The organism is Paenibacillus sp. NPDC057886 (genome assembly GCF_042796655.1).
In the GTDB taxonomy this organism is placed as follows: domain Bacteria; phylum Bacillota; class Bacilli; order Paenibacillales; family Paenibacillaceae; genus Paenibacillus.
The window spans coordinates 136,243-152,070 of record NZ_JBHVMZ010000007.1 but is presented as its reverse complement, the minus strand read 5'-3'; the positions used below and the strand labels follow the sequence as shown (position 1 = coordinate 152,070).

Genomic DNA, 15,828 nt, shown 5'->3' with positions numbered 1-15,828 from the left:
ACAATCAAGGGGGCATTATTATGGGGGTAGTCAACGTCACTCAGAATCAGCCAGTCACAAACATTCCGGAAGCAGATCGTAAACTTACATTCCGGGAAAAAGTGGCCGCCACGCTCGGCAATATGACGGGAACCATGCATAATCAAATCATCGCTACATTTTTGCTTTTCTTTTATACAGACATTCTCGAAATAAGTCCCGCATACGTGGCAGGTTTATTTCTGGTCGCCAGGATTATTGACGCCATTTTGGTTCCCGTGTTTGGTGTGTTTGTTGATAAAGTGAGTACACCATGGGGGAAATACGTACCATATTTCGCGATTTTGGGAGTACCGATCGCCATTTTTGGATGGCTGACCTTTACTAACTTTGGGTTGGGGGCAAACGGAAACGTCATCTACGTAACGGCAACTTATCTGGTATACAGCATTTTGATCTCGATAAAGTATGCGCCCAGCAACGCCGTAGGTCCTGCGATTACCAAAAGAATCGATGACAGGATCTCTATGGGACAGATCGGTTATATCGCCATTATGCTTGGTGCATTGTTCGCATCTCTGGCCTTCCAACCACTTTATAAAGCATTGGGAAACGGTAATGATGCCTTGGGCTTCTCTATGATCATGGGCTTGGTTGGGATCGTGGGCATATTGGTATCCATTTTCCAAGTTGTGTCATTGAAAGAAAGATACATCAACCCAAATAATAGCCAAAAGACATCACTGAAAGAAATGATGTCAGCTGTGTTTACCAACAAGTCGGCTGTTGTTCTATACATCTATGTGCTGGCTTTAAATTTGTCCAACGGGATCCGAACGGCTATCATGATTCATTACTTCAAATATTTCTTTAATAACGAAGGGCTTTTGGTTATATACGGTGCGGTAAGCATACTGCCAACTTTTCTCGGTGTCATGGTTAGTGGCCCTATTACAAGACGATTTGGAATTAAAATCAATGTGCTTACCGCTTCCGTCGTAAACGTGATTTGTATGCTGGCTGTGATGGTCATTCCTGATAACAATACAGGGATCATCATCTTTATGGCCTTGAATGCAATAACGGCCTTTTTCCTGGGCGCGTCGACCCCGGCACAAGGTTCAATGATGCCTGCTGCCATGGATTATACGGAATGGAAGACTGGAAAAAATGTAAATGGTTTGATGGGTTCCATCCAAGGTTTTGTGCAAACGTTGGCTATGGCCTTGGCAGGATCTATTGCCGCTTGGGCATTACATGTTGTGGGATATGTACCCGGAGTTGAACAAAGCAGTGAGACCATTTTTGGATTGAAATTGCTTATGGGAGTTCTGCCAGCATTTGCTCTTTTATTTACCGCGTCTATTATATGGTTTGATATTTCAGAAGAGAAACAGAAGCAAATTACGAAAGAACTCGCAGAACGCAGACAACAATACAGCTAACCCTTGCTATAACGAAACCATTTTGTCCAGAAGGGCATATTATTTTTAGAAGAATCAGACAGTAGCTTATCCTCTTATGAATAGTCTCGTGCCTTGTTACGGGTAATACAGGCAAAACCACAATAGAAGTGAAAGTATTAATATTTTTGTTTTGATTTTGCCTTTTTTTAACCCTCAATATAAAAAGGTCAGTCCAAAAGATAATGAATCTATTATCCACTCGTATGAATTCGGTACTTAGAATCCAATGAGTTTAAAACCATTTTTGGTTCAAAGAAGGACAATAGGAGGTATCAGCTTATGAAAACACAGGCTTTCAACCCTTATTTGCCAAGTTACGAGTATATTCCGGATGCAGAGCCATATGTATTTGGAGACCGAATCTATATTTATGGTAGCCATGACCGATTTAATGGGGAGAGTTACTGCTTGAACGATTATGTATGCTGGTCGGCTCCCTTGGATGATCTTGGAAATTGGGATTGCGAAGGCACGATTTACAAGCCGACCCAAGATCCTTTGAATACAGATGGCACACAACAAGGATTTGCCCCTGATTTGCAACAAGGTAATGATGGAAGATATTATCTATACTACGCTTTGAACCGATCTCCAATCATATCGGTGGCTGTTTGTGATACGCCAGCAGGGCAATACGAATTTTATGGACATGTTCGCTACTCTGATGGCACTGTTTTTGGACAAAAGTCCGGTGACGTTTTTAATTTTGATCCTGGTGTGTTGGTGGACGATGACGGAAGGGTCTATCTTTATACAGGGTTCTCTCCAAAACCTGGATACCTGAGAGACATGTTGGAACAGAGTGGGCTTATGATCGATGGAGCTTATTGTGTAGAACTGGGACCGGACATGCTCACGCTAAAAAGTTCACCCATCGTGTCCGCTCCTGGTGCATGCACGGCCAAAGCGACCAGTTTTGAAGAGCACGCATTTTACGAAGCCAGTAGCCCGCGTAAAATAGGAAACATATATTATCTAATATATTCCTCTGAAAAAAGTCATGAGCTGTGTTATGCCGTCAGCGACAGGCCAGATAGCGGATATGTATTCGGAGGTACCATTGTGAGCAATGGCGATGTGGGTACACACTCAGCGGGGGAAGCGTTAAACTACACCGGTAATACACATGGTGGTATTGTGCAAATCAATGGAGAATGGTACGTATTTTATCATCGACAAACGAATGGACATCATTTTTCACGTCAGGGTTGTGCCGAAAGGATAGAGATCATGACGGACGGTAGCATAGCACAGGTGGAAATGACTAGTTGCGGTCTTAATGGAGGGCCGTTGACTGGGGTAGGAGAATATGAGGCGCGGATAGCCTGCAATCTTTCTGGACCTGAAGGAACCTATGAATACGGTAAAGAAAAAGACACTACTGGCAACCATCCTTACTTTACCCAAAGAGGAACGGATAGAGAAGAGGAGGGCGATCAGTATATTGCCAACATACGAGATGGTGCATGGGCAGGATACAAATATTTTGTATTCCAAAGTGAAAAAGCAATTTCGGTGCGGGTACGTGGAACAGCAAGTGGGATTTTTAAAGTATCTACGATGTTTGGAGGAGAGCAGGTGGCACATATTAAAATTCACCCCACTGAAAATTGGAGAGAGTATTCGGCACCGCTGCACATTCTACCTGGGGAACATGCACTGTATTTTCGTTATGAAGGCAACGGTTCGTTCGATTTTATATCCTTTAGGATAGAATGAAAACATAAAGTACTTACTAGAGGCCAGTATTATTCCCTCATGGTAGACAGTGAAATAAGAGGTAATAAAAATTGGAGGTTGAAAACATAAAACGAGTTCACATAGACGATATGTGAACTCGTTCAATTTTATCATCATTTTCTGAAAATGGTTCGGTATTATTATCTTACTGTTTCATATTCTTTTAATTGTCTTTATCACCAAAACTATCCTGCATGTATTCTGAACTAACCTGGAGACTTTTTATTGGATCGTTATTAACCCAATTTTTATGAGTTTCTAATATAACACCTTCTACTCCGTTTTTTATAGCAATTGCTGAGAGTGTATCCAGATCCATATTTCCAGATCCTAATTCAGTCGCATTTTCTTTCAGTATTGGTGTCATATATGGACCTGATTTGGTATAACCGCGGTCATTGATATGCCATAATTTCATTCGATTCCCCAATTTCTCCATCAAAGCCGGAACATTAGCACCACCATCGGCCATCCAGTAACTATCAAACTCAAAATTGACATATGCAGGATCTGTTTGTTCAATTATAATGTCGTATGCTGTTTTTTCAGAGGTTACCTTTTGCAGTTCAACATTATGATTATGATACAAAAGACGTATTCCTTCTTCCGAAAGAGCTTTTCCAGCCTGATTCAGACGTTTCGCAAGTTCTTCCACGTTATCTAAACTGCTATAATCAAATTTGTACATACCAGTAATAACTATAGTATCTGTCCCAAATTTTTTCGCTTCATCGGCAATCGCTTTCGCATCGTTCTCAATGCTTCCCAGATTACTGTGTATGCTTATGACGTTGAGTCCACTTTCTTCAATGAGCTTCGGCCAATCAAGCTTGCCACCATTGCCAATAGACATTCCTGAGAACTTTGTCATTAGTTTTACAAGCATAGAAGACTTGTGAATCATAAAATCATTTAATTCGATAGAGTCATAACCTGCGTTTTTGATATTAAGTAATGTCTGTAAAGCATTATCATAATTATTACTCATTGTTCCTATCATAATCTGTTGGACTGCTGTCGAAATATGTTTAGAACCATTCTCATCATTGCTTCTTACAACATCGTTTTGTTTTGCGTTTTGCTCCGTTTTGTGTGATTCCACAATTTTACCAATTCGGACATTTTCTTTGATTTCATAACCAGCAATAAGTATGATCACGAGACTAATGCACACAATGATTACTGTAAATATTTTTTTTTTGTTTTTTTTCATTTTCACATCTCCGTTTCATTGACTTAGTTCATTTGTACTTTACAATAATATCAACATCTGTCTACTTTACAACCGACAGATTCGTTGGAAATGTCGAATACATTGGAGGCTCTATGTCAGAAAAAAATAATGTCAACCAGAGGGTAATGTTAACAAAACGCTTGATTTGTGAGGCTTTATTGAAAATGTTAAAGACACGTAATATTAATAAAATATCCATACGGGAATTATGCCAAATTGCAGGAATTAATCGTACTACATTCTATAATCACTATGGAAGTCAATATGACGTACTAAATGAAATTGCTGAGACGTATATACAAAGCACTTCATTTACCATTATTAATGATCTTGCAGCAGGCAAAAATATCGATGAATGTCTGACTCGGATCCTACAATATATAAAAGACAATGTTGAATTTGCAAAACTTGTATTAGATCTAGATAATTATGACCTAATCTCCCACATCACAATCTCTCTACCGCAGTTTGATCATATGGTCATTAAACATTTATCAGAAAACCTGGAATTGGAGGAAAAGAAGGCGATTGCTTCGTATGTTCAGTATGGAACAGTAAGACTTCTTAAAGAATGGATTCTCTCAGATTGCTTGAAGTCACCGGAAGAAGAAGCGAAATTAATTTTAAATATTGCTGGGAGAACAATTGGTAATTGATAATCGCACATATGCTTTCCGTATTATCCGGTTAGCCAGTAATATAAAATGTACCCTCTGTAAAGGACATTAAAAAAAAGGTTAGGCAACTTCTAATCTGGACCCCATGTCAAGGACACTTAAAAAAAGAGTGGCAATGGTCATTTAAGAAGCGGACAAAAGATGATTCCTGTATTGAACAGGGTTTAATCCCCATTGATAACCAAGGGAATTCCGTTTGGCTGGAAGCGACATATTTACCTGTGTTTGATGAAAGCAACGAGCATATCCTAGGTGTAGCCAAAATTGCTACAGACATTACTCAGCGACAGAACAATATCTCTACTGTTGTCGAGGATTTAAAAACGATGTCCGAGAATTTAAACAAACAAGCCGAGAAAGGAAAGAGCCGAAGTGGAGAGATACTTTCCAGCATTTCATTAATATCCGAGGTATCCTTAAATAATCGCTCTATACTTGTCGATCTGCAACAGCAGGCAGGAGCCGTTCAGGGAATAGTCCAAACAATCCGTGAGATTGCATCACAAACCCAACTTTTGGCGTTGAATGCTGCAATTGAGGCTGCTCATGCTGTTGAATATGGAAGAGGCTTCGATGTCGTTGCACAAGAAGTGAAAAAGCTATCGACGATGGTAGAAAATTCAATCAATGAAATTAGGGATAGCGTTCACGGTATTGCTAAAGAGATCAGCAATATCACTAGCGGGACACGGCAGGCTGAGGAATACATTGAAAAAAGCCAAGAGCGCATCGAAGTTATGTTGGGGGAATTTACAAATATGGCTGAATCAGCTAATTTGCTCGATGCAAAGGCGCGGCATGTATCCAAAATTATTTAAGGGAAAAACAGTTTCTTTAGCAAACTATGTGTTCTGAACGTGTTCGCTTGACGTCTTACAAATGGAATCAAACTATTAAATAGCGGGTCCTCAAGTATGACAGTCAGCAACCGGAACTTGGTAATGGTCATTCTATGCCCGCTTTCGGCACTTGAATAGAGCGGGTTGGGGATTGCCCTCAAATGACCAAATGTAAGCCAATTTAATCGCGTTCCAACGGGAACGTCCGTTTGCAGGGATGAACCTTCAAAGAGTAGGGAAATGGCACTGAGTGAGTGTACTCATACATATGATGGTCACCCAAACACGGGAATCAGCTCAATACAAAAGTGTAGATTGATTGTTTAAATATTTTGGTTATAAATATCCTAAAAGCTTAAAAGGGGCGATTTATCTGGAGGCTTTCTTTACAAAGGTGGTTGACTTCTTAAAGTTAGGAACTAAACATCTGTTAACGATATTCTTGATTACAGGCTTAGCCTTGTTTTTGCCGAAAGAGATTACAAATTCAGTTCAGTTAACTTCAATAATTGAAGAATACAGATCTTGGATCGGGGGAGTATTCTTAGTCTCAGGCTCAATTTCTGTTATCAATGAAGCTAAGAAAAGAGAAGTTGCACAGACTCACTCCTAAGGAAAAGCTTATATTGGTACGATATTTTGTTTTAAATACGAAGGATGGAACTGGTAGACATCAAAAAACTAAGACAATATGAAAGCGCATACATTCGCTGATTTCCATAAAATGATCAGAGGTATTTAAATGAACATCAGAATCGTTCCGATCGATCAGATTATTGCAGCAGCTTAAAAAGGGGAAGAGAAGTAGGGAAATCAGTGTGCCCTCTCCTGTAAAGAAATTATTAGAAAATGTGTTTTATTTGAGTTATAGAGTAGGGGTAAATTTGGATAAATAAATGAAGAAGAGTGCTCTAAATAATCAAATCCAAACGAAAATTTCTTCATGAATATCATAATTGTGATATTTCCAATCAATATATAGGAAGATCCCATAAATTAATATCAATATTATTATATTTGTGATTACACACCAAGTAAGATTTAGATAAAAAATTGTGAAGCGAGGTAAATAACACAATGAAAAGGAGAAATATATTCAAATAGATAGGAAAAAACACGAAATTAAGGAGAAACTCAAAATGGTTACATTTTTACTAATGATTATTTATCTCGCTTTTATAGCGCTTGGCTTACCAGACGCTTTACTTGGCAGCGCTTGGCCTATTATGAAAATCGATATGGGTGCCACAACAGAAATGGCAGGTTACATATCATTAATCATCTCATTCTTTACGGTAATGTCTAGTTTATTGGCGAGTAGGTTGTTGCATAAATATGGGACGGGGAAAGTAACATTATTCAGCATACTGTCTACCACGATTGCTTTACTTGGAATCTCCATATCAGAAGATTTTATATTCTTACTAATTCTTGCTATCCCTTTAGGCTTAGGTGCAGGTTCAGTGGATGCAGCATTAAGTAACTATGTTGCTCTGCATTTCAAAGCAAGGCATATGAGTTGGTTGCATTGTTTCTGGGGGATTGGAGCAGTGACAGGTCCACTCATTATGTCATTTTGGTTGAATCATAACAACAACTGGCGTGCTGGATACGTTATGGTGGGGTTAATTCTCCTTACTATAGCGGCGATATTATTGGCATCATTGTCTTTATGGAAGATCTTTGAGAAGGGGAGAGTAGAAGGAGGAAGCGACGATAAGAAACTAATCAGCAATCGAGAGGCTTTAAGAATCCCAGGCGTGAAAATGTCCATGCTAACCATGCTATGTTACAATGGTTCCGAAACAGCCGCCGGTCTATGGATGGCATCTTTTTTTATAGGAAGTAAGGGGGTCTCTCCTGGCGCAGCAGCAGCTTTATCTTCTTTATTCTTTATTGGAATCATTATAGGGCGAATCTTATCAGGTTTTCTTTCCTCCAACGTATCTAGTAAAAACTTAATAAGATATGGTTCAATCGTTGGCTGTTTTGGACTTGTAATTCTTGTAATGCCAGTCCCTTATTGGATTGCGACAGGGGCTCTATTTCTTGTAGGATTGGGCGGAGCACCAATCTATCCAAGTATTGTACATGCAACACCGGAACGTTTTGGAGAAAAGGCTTCCCCAAGTGTAATTGGACTTGAAATGGCGAGCGCGTATACAGGTTCAGCGTTGATCCCGTTAGTCATGGGAATGATTGCAGGTCAAATTGGAATGTTAATGGTACCAATTATTCTGCTTGTCTTATTCAGCATCATGTTGTTAGCTTCTGAAATGGTTAACGTAGTTTACAGACGTAAGGGGGCCAACATTGATAAAAGGAAGGGAAGTTAGAGTTCATCTATAATATCTCTATATCATAATTCCCTAATATATTCCAGATCCTTGAATTTGTCGAAGGACTTGATAGTTTATCAGCTGATAGGCTATGCTACGTTCTGCAGCTGTAGCAATAACACGAAGACTTCCGTATTGGCGGAATAGCAACCAAATCGGTTCTATTTGTGTGGAGATTTGATCAGCTTCCGCACTATAACCTTTCAGAGAGACCTGAGTTATTCTTAAACACAGCTTTGGAAATAAGCCACCCAGAACGGAGTACCATAGTTCACATCCTGCATTCAGGCCAGTAGCTGCAAATGGATCACCGCTTACCCCGATCGTAACATGTGAGGGAACTAGCTCACGAAGATTGTTAATCCTCACGTTGGCTGCTTCAAGGTTAGAAGGCACACCAGGAATATTAATGGAACGCACATGGGGAAGGGAAGCAATTCGACCATGCAGTTCATCGGTAAAATGAAAGTTCGTAGTTCCAGGATTATCATACACACAAAGTGGAATAGAGAGCGACTTTGTACATTGTTCATACAATAGGTAAACTTCTTCATCCGTCAATGTTTGATAAGAAACAGGAGCAAGTAGTACCGCACTAGCTCCTGCTCTTTGGGCATCTTCCGCTAAATGAAGTACATCAAGTGTGCGTAATGCACTGATACTTGTCATTACAGGGGTGTTTTCAGCTGCACTAACAGCAAGCTGCAAGACACTCCTCTAATAATTAGGTAAAGAATTACATCAACGAATTATATATCAAATTGGATGATTCAATAGGTCCAATTTACATAAAGTTTAATATGCCAATTTACCGAAGGAGTATATAGTAGCCAGTTATTCGTAACCTGCATGAACATGGACCTAACTCATTAAAAGAAAAGAAGAAATGAATGATGAATGAGGAAAGGACAAGAACTTGTACCGATTGCCGGAACGGACAAGAACATAGTCCGATAACCGAAATGGACAAGAATATGTTCCTATTACCGATTAGGCGTATATCTAATCACTATTTTGTCGTTAATTCATTAAACTAACGGGCAGGATAGTTACAATTCATGGTAAACTACCAGTGGAGTCTATGATTGTAGTGAGATGAATGCGGAAAATGTTGTTTATCTAGAGGATGTTTGGTTACATGCAGGATGCTGGGATGGTGTCCCTTTCTGTGGACTTTATTGTAAAAATACAAGTAGGGTAGATGAAAGAGGTAATTTTTGCATGAGTGATTTTAAATATTCGAAAATCAAACCGTATCAAGGACTCCGATCTGATACCCGAAATGTTCTGCGAGCATCTCGTCTACCCGTTTTTATATGGGTTATTTTTATTTATTTCACTGTATTGTTCACCCAGATCCCCGTGATCCCTAGATTGTTAGATTATATTTTTTTTACAGTTCTCATGTTGATCCACATCTTGCTGCATTGGTATGCTGGATCTATCGTTTATAGAAGTCACTGGATATATTTTATAGTACAAGGACTTGTTGTTTGGGGTTGTGCATTACTCATGCCTGAGGTTTATTCTGTCATCTTTGTCAGTTTATTGACGGTCGTGATTGGGCAGAGCATTGGGGTATATTCCCAGAGACTCAAGGTACTCTGGGTCTGTACGCTCTATAGTGCTATTTTTGTCTTTTCGTTGGTTTGGTTGGAGACAACCGAGGATTTGCAATCAACATTAACATCCCTCTTCTTCATGATGTTTTTCGTAATCAGCTATGCTACTTTGTTCTATAAACAAGTTCATATTAAATTGCGGACACAGTCATTTTTACGTGAATTGGAACGAGCGCATAGAAAAGTGGAGGATCTGACAATCGCCAACGAACGACAAAGGATGGCCCGTGATTTACATGATACCTTGGCACAAGGGTTGGCAGGTCTCATCATGCAGCTTGACGCCGTGGATGCCCATTTAGAGAACGATAATAACCAACGTGCCCACGAGATTGTTCAGCTGTCGAAAGCCCAAGCAAAACGCACGCTTTCGGAGGCGAGAAGTGCAATTGACGACTTGCGACAGTATTCGGTAGAAACTATAGATATCTCGAAAGCGGTGCAGGATGAGGCTGAACATTTTTCACATATGACAGGCATTCAAATTTCCACAAGTCTATCGATACACCATCCGATGGTACCTAAGTTGGTCTTAGAACATAGCTTACATATCATTCGTGAATGCTTGGCAAATACAGCTAAACATGCTAATTCTACAAATGTAGAAGTCTTGGTTGCATCAAATGAAAACGTAATCGAGTTAAGAATTACGGATGATGGAATAGGCTTTGATACCAAGCTGATCGAAAAACAATCTGGCAGTTATGGTTTAATCGGCATATATGAAAGAGCTAGAATAATTGGCGGGGATATCGAAATTGAAAGCGGAAAGCAAGGAACCAAAGTTTCTGTTCGCATTCCATTACAACTGGAGGACACTAATTTATGACAGTTAGAATTCTTATCGTGGATGACCACCTAGTCGTTCGTGAGGGGCTTAAGCTGATCCTGGAAACTAATCAAAGGTACGCGGTAATTGCAGAAGCATCCAACGGTATGGAAGCGGTCCGACAGGTGGACGCTTTCAAACCAGACATTATCCTATTGGATTTAAACATGCCTGAAATGGGCGGCTTAGACACCATGATAGCACTCAAAGCTAAAGGACTCGATATTCCTGTCATTATTTTGACTACCTATAACGAGGATGAAATGATGATCCGCGGACTGGCGTTAGGTGCCAAAGGGTATTTGCTTAAGGATACGGGAAGGGAGATGATATTTCGCTCGATTGATGCAGCGCTTAGGGGGGAAACGTTGCTACTTCCGGAGATCACCGAGAAAGTATTCGCTAACAAGACGTCAGGAAGGGCGAAAGAGTCATCTTCGGCGAAGACATCTCTTACAGACAAAGAGATGATCGTGCTTCAAGCGATTGCGCGCGGATCTCGAAGTAAAGAGATCGGCATCGATATGGGAATAGCCGAACGGACAGTAAAGACTCATTTAACTAGTATCTACAATAAATTGGGTGTGGATTCGAGACCGCAGGCAGTCGCTGTCGCGGCGGTGCGTGGAATCCTGCACTTATGATCGAACATTTTATAGATTTGCCCGATCGTACCTTTGGGGCTTGCCCTTTTGTACGATTTTTTATTTTTCTCCTCCATATATGATGAGAGTAGGGATAAAAGAGGAGTGTTAACACTATTCCATAACCTATATTGGAGGAATAATTATGAGGAAACTACTGACAGCGATTTTGGCAACTGTTCTCACACTGACCATGCTCCCAGCCCACGGACCCAAAAGCGTCATTTCCGCACAAGGGCAATTTTCGGAACAGGGGAATAACGTCATTACTGCAAATGATCGCTTTCCGAGACCGGTTGGAAATTACACGGTCGGGCGGACACAAATGGACTTTACGTACAGAGCATCAGACAATTCAACAAGGGATCTGACCGCAATTATTTTCTATCCGTCCGACAGCAGTGAAGGCAAGTCAACGGCAGAATATGCATTTCCGGAGTTTCAGTCGCTAAGGGATGAGCTTGCGGTTAGGCTAGGGGGTACAGCGGGTGGAGAACAACTTTTTGCCCCTAATTTTAAAACGTGGTCCTACGACGATCTCGCCTTGTCTGAAAAGGAAAAACAATATCCTGTTTTATTCTTTTCTCATGGAGCAGGTGCTTACCCGCAGCAAGGCACTTTGTTCTCTCAAGATCTGGCAAGCGCCGGCTATATTGTGGTATCAATCGGGCATCCGGGGAGCGGTGTGTCCAAACTTAAGGATGGACGAACAAAGGGGATGACAAATGAATTTTTGGACGACATCGTAAAGTATACCATGGAATTTGCCGGCTTAATCACGCCTCAAATATCGATACTGACAGAGAAGCTTGGGGAAGAACAAGCAATCGAGGTTTCTCGCCAGTTGACTTCCGCGCCTGAAGCCGTCAATTTTGCGAAATATGCCGTTTTACAGAGCGAGGATATTAGCTATGTCGCAGATCGTTTATACGAAATGAACTCAGGTGACATTGATTCCATATTTAAAGGTAGATTGCAGCTTGAAAACGGTATGGGTGTGTTTGGGCATTCTTTCGGAGGAACGACAGCGGCACTCGTTAGCCGTGACGATGACCGATTTGTCGGAGCTGTAAATCTTGACGGCAATATGTTAGGCGCGCTGGATAGCGATTTTAAGAAACCGTTCATGCAGCTAGGTACAGTACTTGCCTATAATACGAATGCGTTCCTTCTTGAATCGAACAGCATGGATACGTACTTTGCCATTATTGATAATGTGGTTCATAGTGACTTCTCCGATTCCTTGTATACTGGGGGAGAGGCTCCCAGAGGAACCCGGGACGCTATGGAACAACGCACCATTATTTCCTCTTATACAAAGGCGTTTTTTGATAGATATTTGTTAAAAAAGGAAGCGGAAATTGAAAACCTGACCTTTGACGGCGTAGAAATGATTAAGAGGTCTCAAACATTTGTGGACATCCAAAATTATGGTTGGGCACAGGAGGCTATAGAGACTTTGTCTGCGCGCGGTGTCATCACTGGTGTAATGGAGAATCGCTTTAGCCCATCGGCTTCGGTTACTCGCGCGGATTTTATCCTGATGTTGGTCAGGGCACTTGGCCTTAATGAGTCAGGAAACGGTTGGGCTACGGATACCGGTATCCGCTTCTCGGATGTGGATTCCGGTTCTTACTATGCCGATGCACTGCACATTGCAAAGAGCATGGGAATAGCAAAAGGCCAGGATAATAATCACTTCCGCCCCGAGTCCGAAATATCCAGACAAGATATGATGGTGCTTATGGAGCGAGCACTTAAGCTTGTCGGGAAGGATATGGATAAGGGAAGCGAGAATCTGTTGGAACGTTTCTTGGACTGGTCTAGCGTAGCCGAATATGCACAGACAAGCATCGCCACACTGGTTATTAATGATATTATTACCGGAGATGGGACAAAATTGAAACCTTTAGCATCATCGTCCCGGGCGGAAGCAGCGGTGATGATTTACAGAGCCATTCACTAACTTGCTGCAGTCCTATTGTTATTAGAAAAGCCGAGAGTGTGGTCATCACTGGTTAAGGTACAGCTTCTCTGTTTTGAGATGCGAAAAGAAAGATTCGATGCATGCGTTATCCAGGCAGGTTGCTTTGCGAGAGTGGCTGCCTTTGACGCCGAATGCTTCTAATCGTGAGTTGTACGCCTGTGACGTGTACTGGAAGCCCTGATTGAATGGAGCACTGCCAAGCTACAATCTCGTTGTTGAACAAGTCTTGAATTACAGACAGGTAAACGAATGCGCTCCCATCCGAAATATAGGTAATATCCGTCACCATTTTTTGCTGGGGTGCTGTGGCATGAAATTCGCGCTTCAGGCGATTCGGATAGATAACAGATGGCGAATAGCTGGACTTCTTTCGCTTCTTGCGAATCACCGATTGGATCGATAGTTCCCGCATGATTCGCCATACTTTCTTGTGATTGACGTTCAGACCGGCCTCCCACAACGCCGTGGTCATGCGAGGATAACCAAACTCTCGGTTTGCAAAATGAATAGCCATCATGTGTTCTTTGATCTCACGATCACGGTCTTGTCTTGCGCCTCGCTGCGGCTGGGTTGCTCGCCATTTGTAGTAACTGGATCGGGATATTCCTGCAACTGTTAATAGGCGTGTAATGCCATGTGAGCAGCGCAATTCATCGATGATATCGTAGTTCTCCCGTTGGCTCAGTGCTTCTCCTTTACTAGATTTGGATACCGCTTTTTTAAATAATCTACCTGTGCTTGAAGATAGTCTCGTTCTTCTTCTACACTGCTAAAGGCAGTACGGGGATGCCTCTTCAGTGGATTCGGGACATTGTTTTTTCGCTCATCGAACGCTTCCCCGTTTTTCCACTTTTTCACCCAGACCTTCAGTTGTGAACAGTTTCGAATTCCTTCGCGTTCAGCGACCACCTTGTAACTAGAGGAACTTTCGACATATGATCTAACTGCATTCAATTTGAATTCTTCGGTATACGTCTGAAATGTTTGTCCTTTTTTCGTCATAAAAATATCCCCTCCAAGTGTCACTTGAACCCTCATGATAACATGAAGGTTTTTTTAAGTGTCTACTTAAAGGGGATAATACCAGAGTTGGTCTTTTTTTTAAGCTAACGGGCAGGTTAGTTGAATTTCGTGAACATACTACAGGTATGAGAACGATAAAAAAAGTATGATTTTCAAGATTTAAGACATGCTACAGTTTCTTTTGTTTACTAAACCTAGCATCATTTAATATGGATAAAAACTAGAATTTCAGCGTTCGCAGAATTCGTTGAATCAATTACGACCAAAGAAAAAGAGGTCGAACCAGTAAGTTCTGGTGACCTCAAATACGATCGATTAGGTTGTTAATTCAGGAGAGAAATAACCGGGCTAAAGAACAGGGAATCTTGCTATGCCTGATAGATAGCCAATGCAAGTTACGATCTATTTTTTTGTGCTAAGTGACAACAACTTCTTTAGATTGTCATCAATAAATTGATTATCGGTACTGTTGATTCCACGACCGGCAAAATGACCCCAGAGCGATTGTATTGGGTTAAAGGTAGCATTAGGAATACGCTCCGCTTCATATTCATTATCTTCCGCTGTGCAGAAGAGGTCCGTGCTCCCTGGCATGATGCAGGCAAGAGCCTTTATGCTCTTAAGCGCTTTATCAAAATCTCTGTTATAGGAGGGGTTGTCACTAATATCTGCATGCTGGCCTGTCCATAGCATGGACAGAACATTATGCGGATCCATATTCATAAAGCTATTTTCCCAGACACCAGCTACAAAATCCTCCAATGATTCAAAACCCATCTCATGATAAAGTTCCTCTCTATAAAACGCATGAGATAATCCCCATCCCGCATAGACCCGGCCAACGGCGCGCATATCTGCAGAAGTTAATTGATTTAGTTTACTTGAGTCGAAACCGACTGCAGATAGCAGTGAAGCTTTTACACCTTCCAGCACCACATAGGTGTGAGGCCATGGTTTGGCGATTCCTCCAAAAGGTGCAATTCGTTCGACCATCTCTGGGTAACTTGCACCCCATTGAAATGCTTGAATGCCGCCCATGGACCACCCTACGACGAGAGCAATCTTTTGGATACCGAATTTCTCGGTCAGCAGTTGGTGCTGTAATTGAACATTGTCATAGATGGTTACCTGTGGAAAGTTAGCTCGATCGAATGGATGAGGCGTGTTACTGGGAGAGGAAGAGAGTCCATTGCCCAGCAAATTTGGAACGATAATAAAGTATTTCTCTGGGTCCAGCGCCATCCCGTCGCCAATTAACCATTCATTTTGAACATGCTGATCTCCAAAAGCCGTAGGATAGACAATAACATTATCTTTCTGTTCATTTAATTTTCCGTAAGTTTTATAAGCGATAAAAGCGTTTGGTAACGTCACTCCTGATTGTAAAATGACATCACCCAATTTAAAAATTTCATAATCCATCGTATGGTCGCTCCCTTCAAAATGAAA

At 41.2% G+C, this 15,828-nt stretch carries 13 protein-coding genes and 1 pseudogene; 9 read left to right on the top strand and 5 right to left on the bottom strand.

Features of this window, described 5'->3' with window-relative positions; genetic code table 11:
* Positions 1 to 20 precede the first annotated feature (20 nt).
* Positions 21 to 1,424, top strand: a complete 1,404-nt coding sequence (locus ACFVQB_RS23665; protein ID WP_379444899.1) for an MFS transporter — start codon at positions 21 to 23, stop codon at positions 1,422 to 1,424.
* A 300-nt stretch (positions 1,425 to 1,724) separates the two neighbouring features.
* Entirely contained in the window at positions 1,725 to 3,164 is a 1,440-nt protein-coding gene (locus tag ACFVQB_RS23660) for a family 43 glycosylhydrolase (RefSeq protein ID WP_379444895.1), read from the top strand.
* 184 nt (positions 3,165 to 3,348) lie between these two features.
* Here ACFVQB_RS23660 and ACFVQB_RS23655 read toward each other — a convergent pair whose 3' ends face one another.
* A complete protein-coding gene (locus tag ACFVQB_RS23655) occupies positions 3,349 to 4,398 on the bottom strand; it encodes a sugar phosphate isomerase/epimerase family protein (RefSeq protein WP_379444891.1) in 1,050 nt (349 codons plus the stop codon).
* A 113-nt stretch (positions 4,399 to 4,511) separates the two neighbouring features.
* Between ACFVQB_RS23655 and ACFVQB_RS23650 the strand changes: the two genes are divergently transcribed.
* The 4 genes from ACFVQB_RS23650 (at position 4,512) to ACFVQB_RS23635 (ending at position 8,271) form a co-directional block, all read left to right on the top strand.
* The gene (locus tag ACFVQB_RS23650; RefSeq protein ID WP_379444888.1) at positions 4,512 to 5,075 is read left to right on the top strand and encodes a TetR/AcrR family transcriptional regulator; all 564 of its coding nucleotides are present in this window, start codon (positions 4,512 to 4,514) and stop codon (positions 5,073 to 5,075) included.
* Positions 5,076 to 5,317: 242 nt separating this feature from the next.
* Positions 5,318 to 5,914 carry a methyl-accepting chemotaxis protein gene (locus ACFVQB_RS23645; RefSeq protein WP_379444884.1) on the top strand — a complete coding sequence of 199 codons (597 nt, stop codon included), beginning with the start codon at positions 5,318 to 5,320 and terminating at the stop codon, positions 5,912 to 5,914.
* 340 nt (positions 5,915 to 6,254) lie between these two features.
* Positions 6,255 to 6,548 carry a super-infection exclusion protein B gene (locus tag ACFVQB_RS23640; protein ID WP_379444880.1) on the top strand — a complete coding sequence of 98 codons (294 nt, stop codon included), beginning with the start codon at positions 6,255 to 6,257 and terminating at the stop codon, positions 6,546 to 6,548.
* Positions 6,549 to 7,074: 526 nt separating this feature from the next.
* Positions 7,075 to 8,271: an MFS transporter gene (locus ACFVQB_RS23635; protein ID WP_379444876.1), complete on the top strand. Its 1,197-nt coding sequence runs from the start codon at positions 7,075 to 7,077 to the stop codon at positions 8,269 to 8,271.
* A gap of 96 nt (positions 8,272 to 8,367) precedes the next feature.
* Here ACFVQB_RS23635 and ACFVQB_RS23630 read toward each other — a convergent pair.
* A pseudogene (locus ACFVQB_RS23630) lies at positions 8,368 to 8,985 on the bottom strand (dihydrodipicolinate synthase family protein); the annotation flags it as partial.
* Between the two features lie 510 nt (positions 8,986 to 9,495).
* On the opposite strand from ACFVQB_RS23630, the gene ACFVQB_RS23625 reads away from it, so the two are divergent.
* The 3 genes from ACFVQB_RS23625 to ACFVQB_RS23615 all read left to right on the top strand — a co-directional run bounded on the left by ACFVQB_RS23625 (position 9,496) and on the right by ACFVQB_RS23615 (position 13,335).
* The gene (locus tag ACFVQB_RS23625) at positions 9,496 to 10,725 is read left to right on the top strand and encodes a sensor histidine kinase (RefSeq protein ID WP_379444872.1); all 1,230 of its coding nucleotides are present in this window, start codon (positions 9,496 to 9,498) and stop codon (positions 10,723 to 10,725) included.
* Complete coding sequence (locus ACFVQB_RS23620; RefSeq protein WP_379444868.1) at positions 10,722 to 11,369, top strand: response regulator; 648 nt, start codon at positions 10,722 to 10,724, stop codon at positions 11,367 to 11,369. The genes ACFVQB_RS23625 and ACFVQB_RS23620 overlap by 4 nt, the downstream gene beginning before the upstream one ends.
* Positions 11,370 to 11,514: 145 nt before the next feature.
* Positions 11,515 to 13,335: an S-layer homology domain-containing protein gene (locus ACFVQB_RS23615; protein ID WP_379444864.1), complete on the top strand. Its 1,821-nt coding sequence runs from the start codon at positions 11,515 to 11,517 to the stop codon at positions 13,333 to 13,335.
* A 106-nt stretch (positions 13,336 to 13,441) separates the two neighbouring features.
* Here the strand turns inward: ACFVQB_RS23615 and ACFVQB_RS23610 are convergent, their stop codons facing one another.
* From ACFVQB_RS23610 to ACFVQB_RS23600, 3 genes are all read right to left on the bottom strand, one after another.
* Entirely contained in the window at positions 13,442 to 14,041 is a 600-nt protein-coding gene (locus ACFVQB_RS23610; protein WP_379445489.1) for an IS3 family transposase, read from the bottom strand.
* Positions 14,038 to 14,358: a transposase gene (locus ACFVQB_RS23605; RefSeq protein WP_379444860.1), complete on the bottom strand. Its 321-nt coding sequence runs from the start codon at positions 14,356 to 14,358 to the stop codon at positions 14,038 to 14,040. The genes ACFVQB_RS23610 and ACFVQB_RS23605 overlap by 4 nt, the downstream gene beginning before the upstream one ends.
* A 423-nt stretch (positions 14,359 to 14,781) precedes the next feature.
* Positions 14,782 to 15,801, bottom strand: a complete 1,020-nt coding sequence (locus ACFVQB_RS23600) for an alpha/beta fold hydrolase (RefSeq protein ID WP_379444856.1) — start codon at positions 15,799 to 15,801, stop codon at positions 14,782 to 14,784.
* Positions 15,802 to 15,828: the final 27 nt, after the last annotated feature.

Bases quoted from the DNA above. Each gene is read 5' to 3' on its own strand.
- ACFVQB_RS23625 (WP_379444872.1), top strand. From the start codon at position 9,496: ATGAGTGATTTTAAATATTCGAAAATCAAACCGTATCAAGGACTCCGA.
- ACFVQB_RS23605 (WP_379444860.1), bottom strand. From the start codon at position 14,358: ATGACGAAAAAAGGACAAACATTTCAGACGTATACCGAAGAATTCAAA.
- ACFVQB_RS23655 (WP_379444891.1), bottom strand. From the start codon at position 4,398: ATGAAAAAAAACAAAAAAAAAATATTTACAGTAATCATTGTGTGCATT.
- ACFVQB_RS23660 (WP_379444895.1), top strand. From the start codon at position 1,725: ATGAAAACACAGGCTTTCAACCCTTATTTGCCAAGTTACGAGTATATT.
- ACFVQB_RS23665 (WP_379444899.1), top strand. From the start codon at position 21: ATGGGGGTAGTCAACGTCACTCAGAATCAGCCAGTCACAAACATTCCG.
- ACFVQB_RS23615 (WP_379444864.1), top strand. From the start codon at position 11,515: ATGAGGAAACTACTGACAGCGATTTTGGCAACTGTTCTCACACTGACC.
- ACFVQB_RS23635 (WP_379444876.1), top strand. From the start codon at position 7,075: ATGGTTACATTTTTACTAATGATTATTTATCTCGCTTTTATAGCGCTT.
- ACFVQB_RS23650 (WP_379444888.1), top strand. From the start codon at position 4,512: ATGTCAGAAAAAAATAATGTCAACCAGAGGGTAATGTTAACAAAACGC.
- ACFVQB_RS23620 (WP_379444868.1), top strand. From the start codon at position 10,722: ATGACAGTTAGAATTCTTATCGTGGATGACCACCTAGTCGTTCGTGAG.
- ACFVQB_RS23600 (WP_379444856.1), bottom strand. From the start codon at position 15,801: ATGGATTATGAAATTTTTAAATTGGGTGATGTCATTTTACAATCAGGA.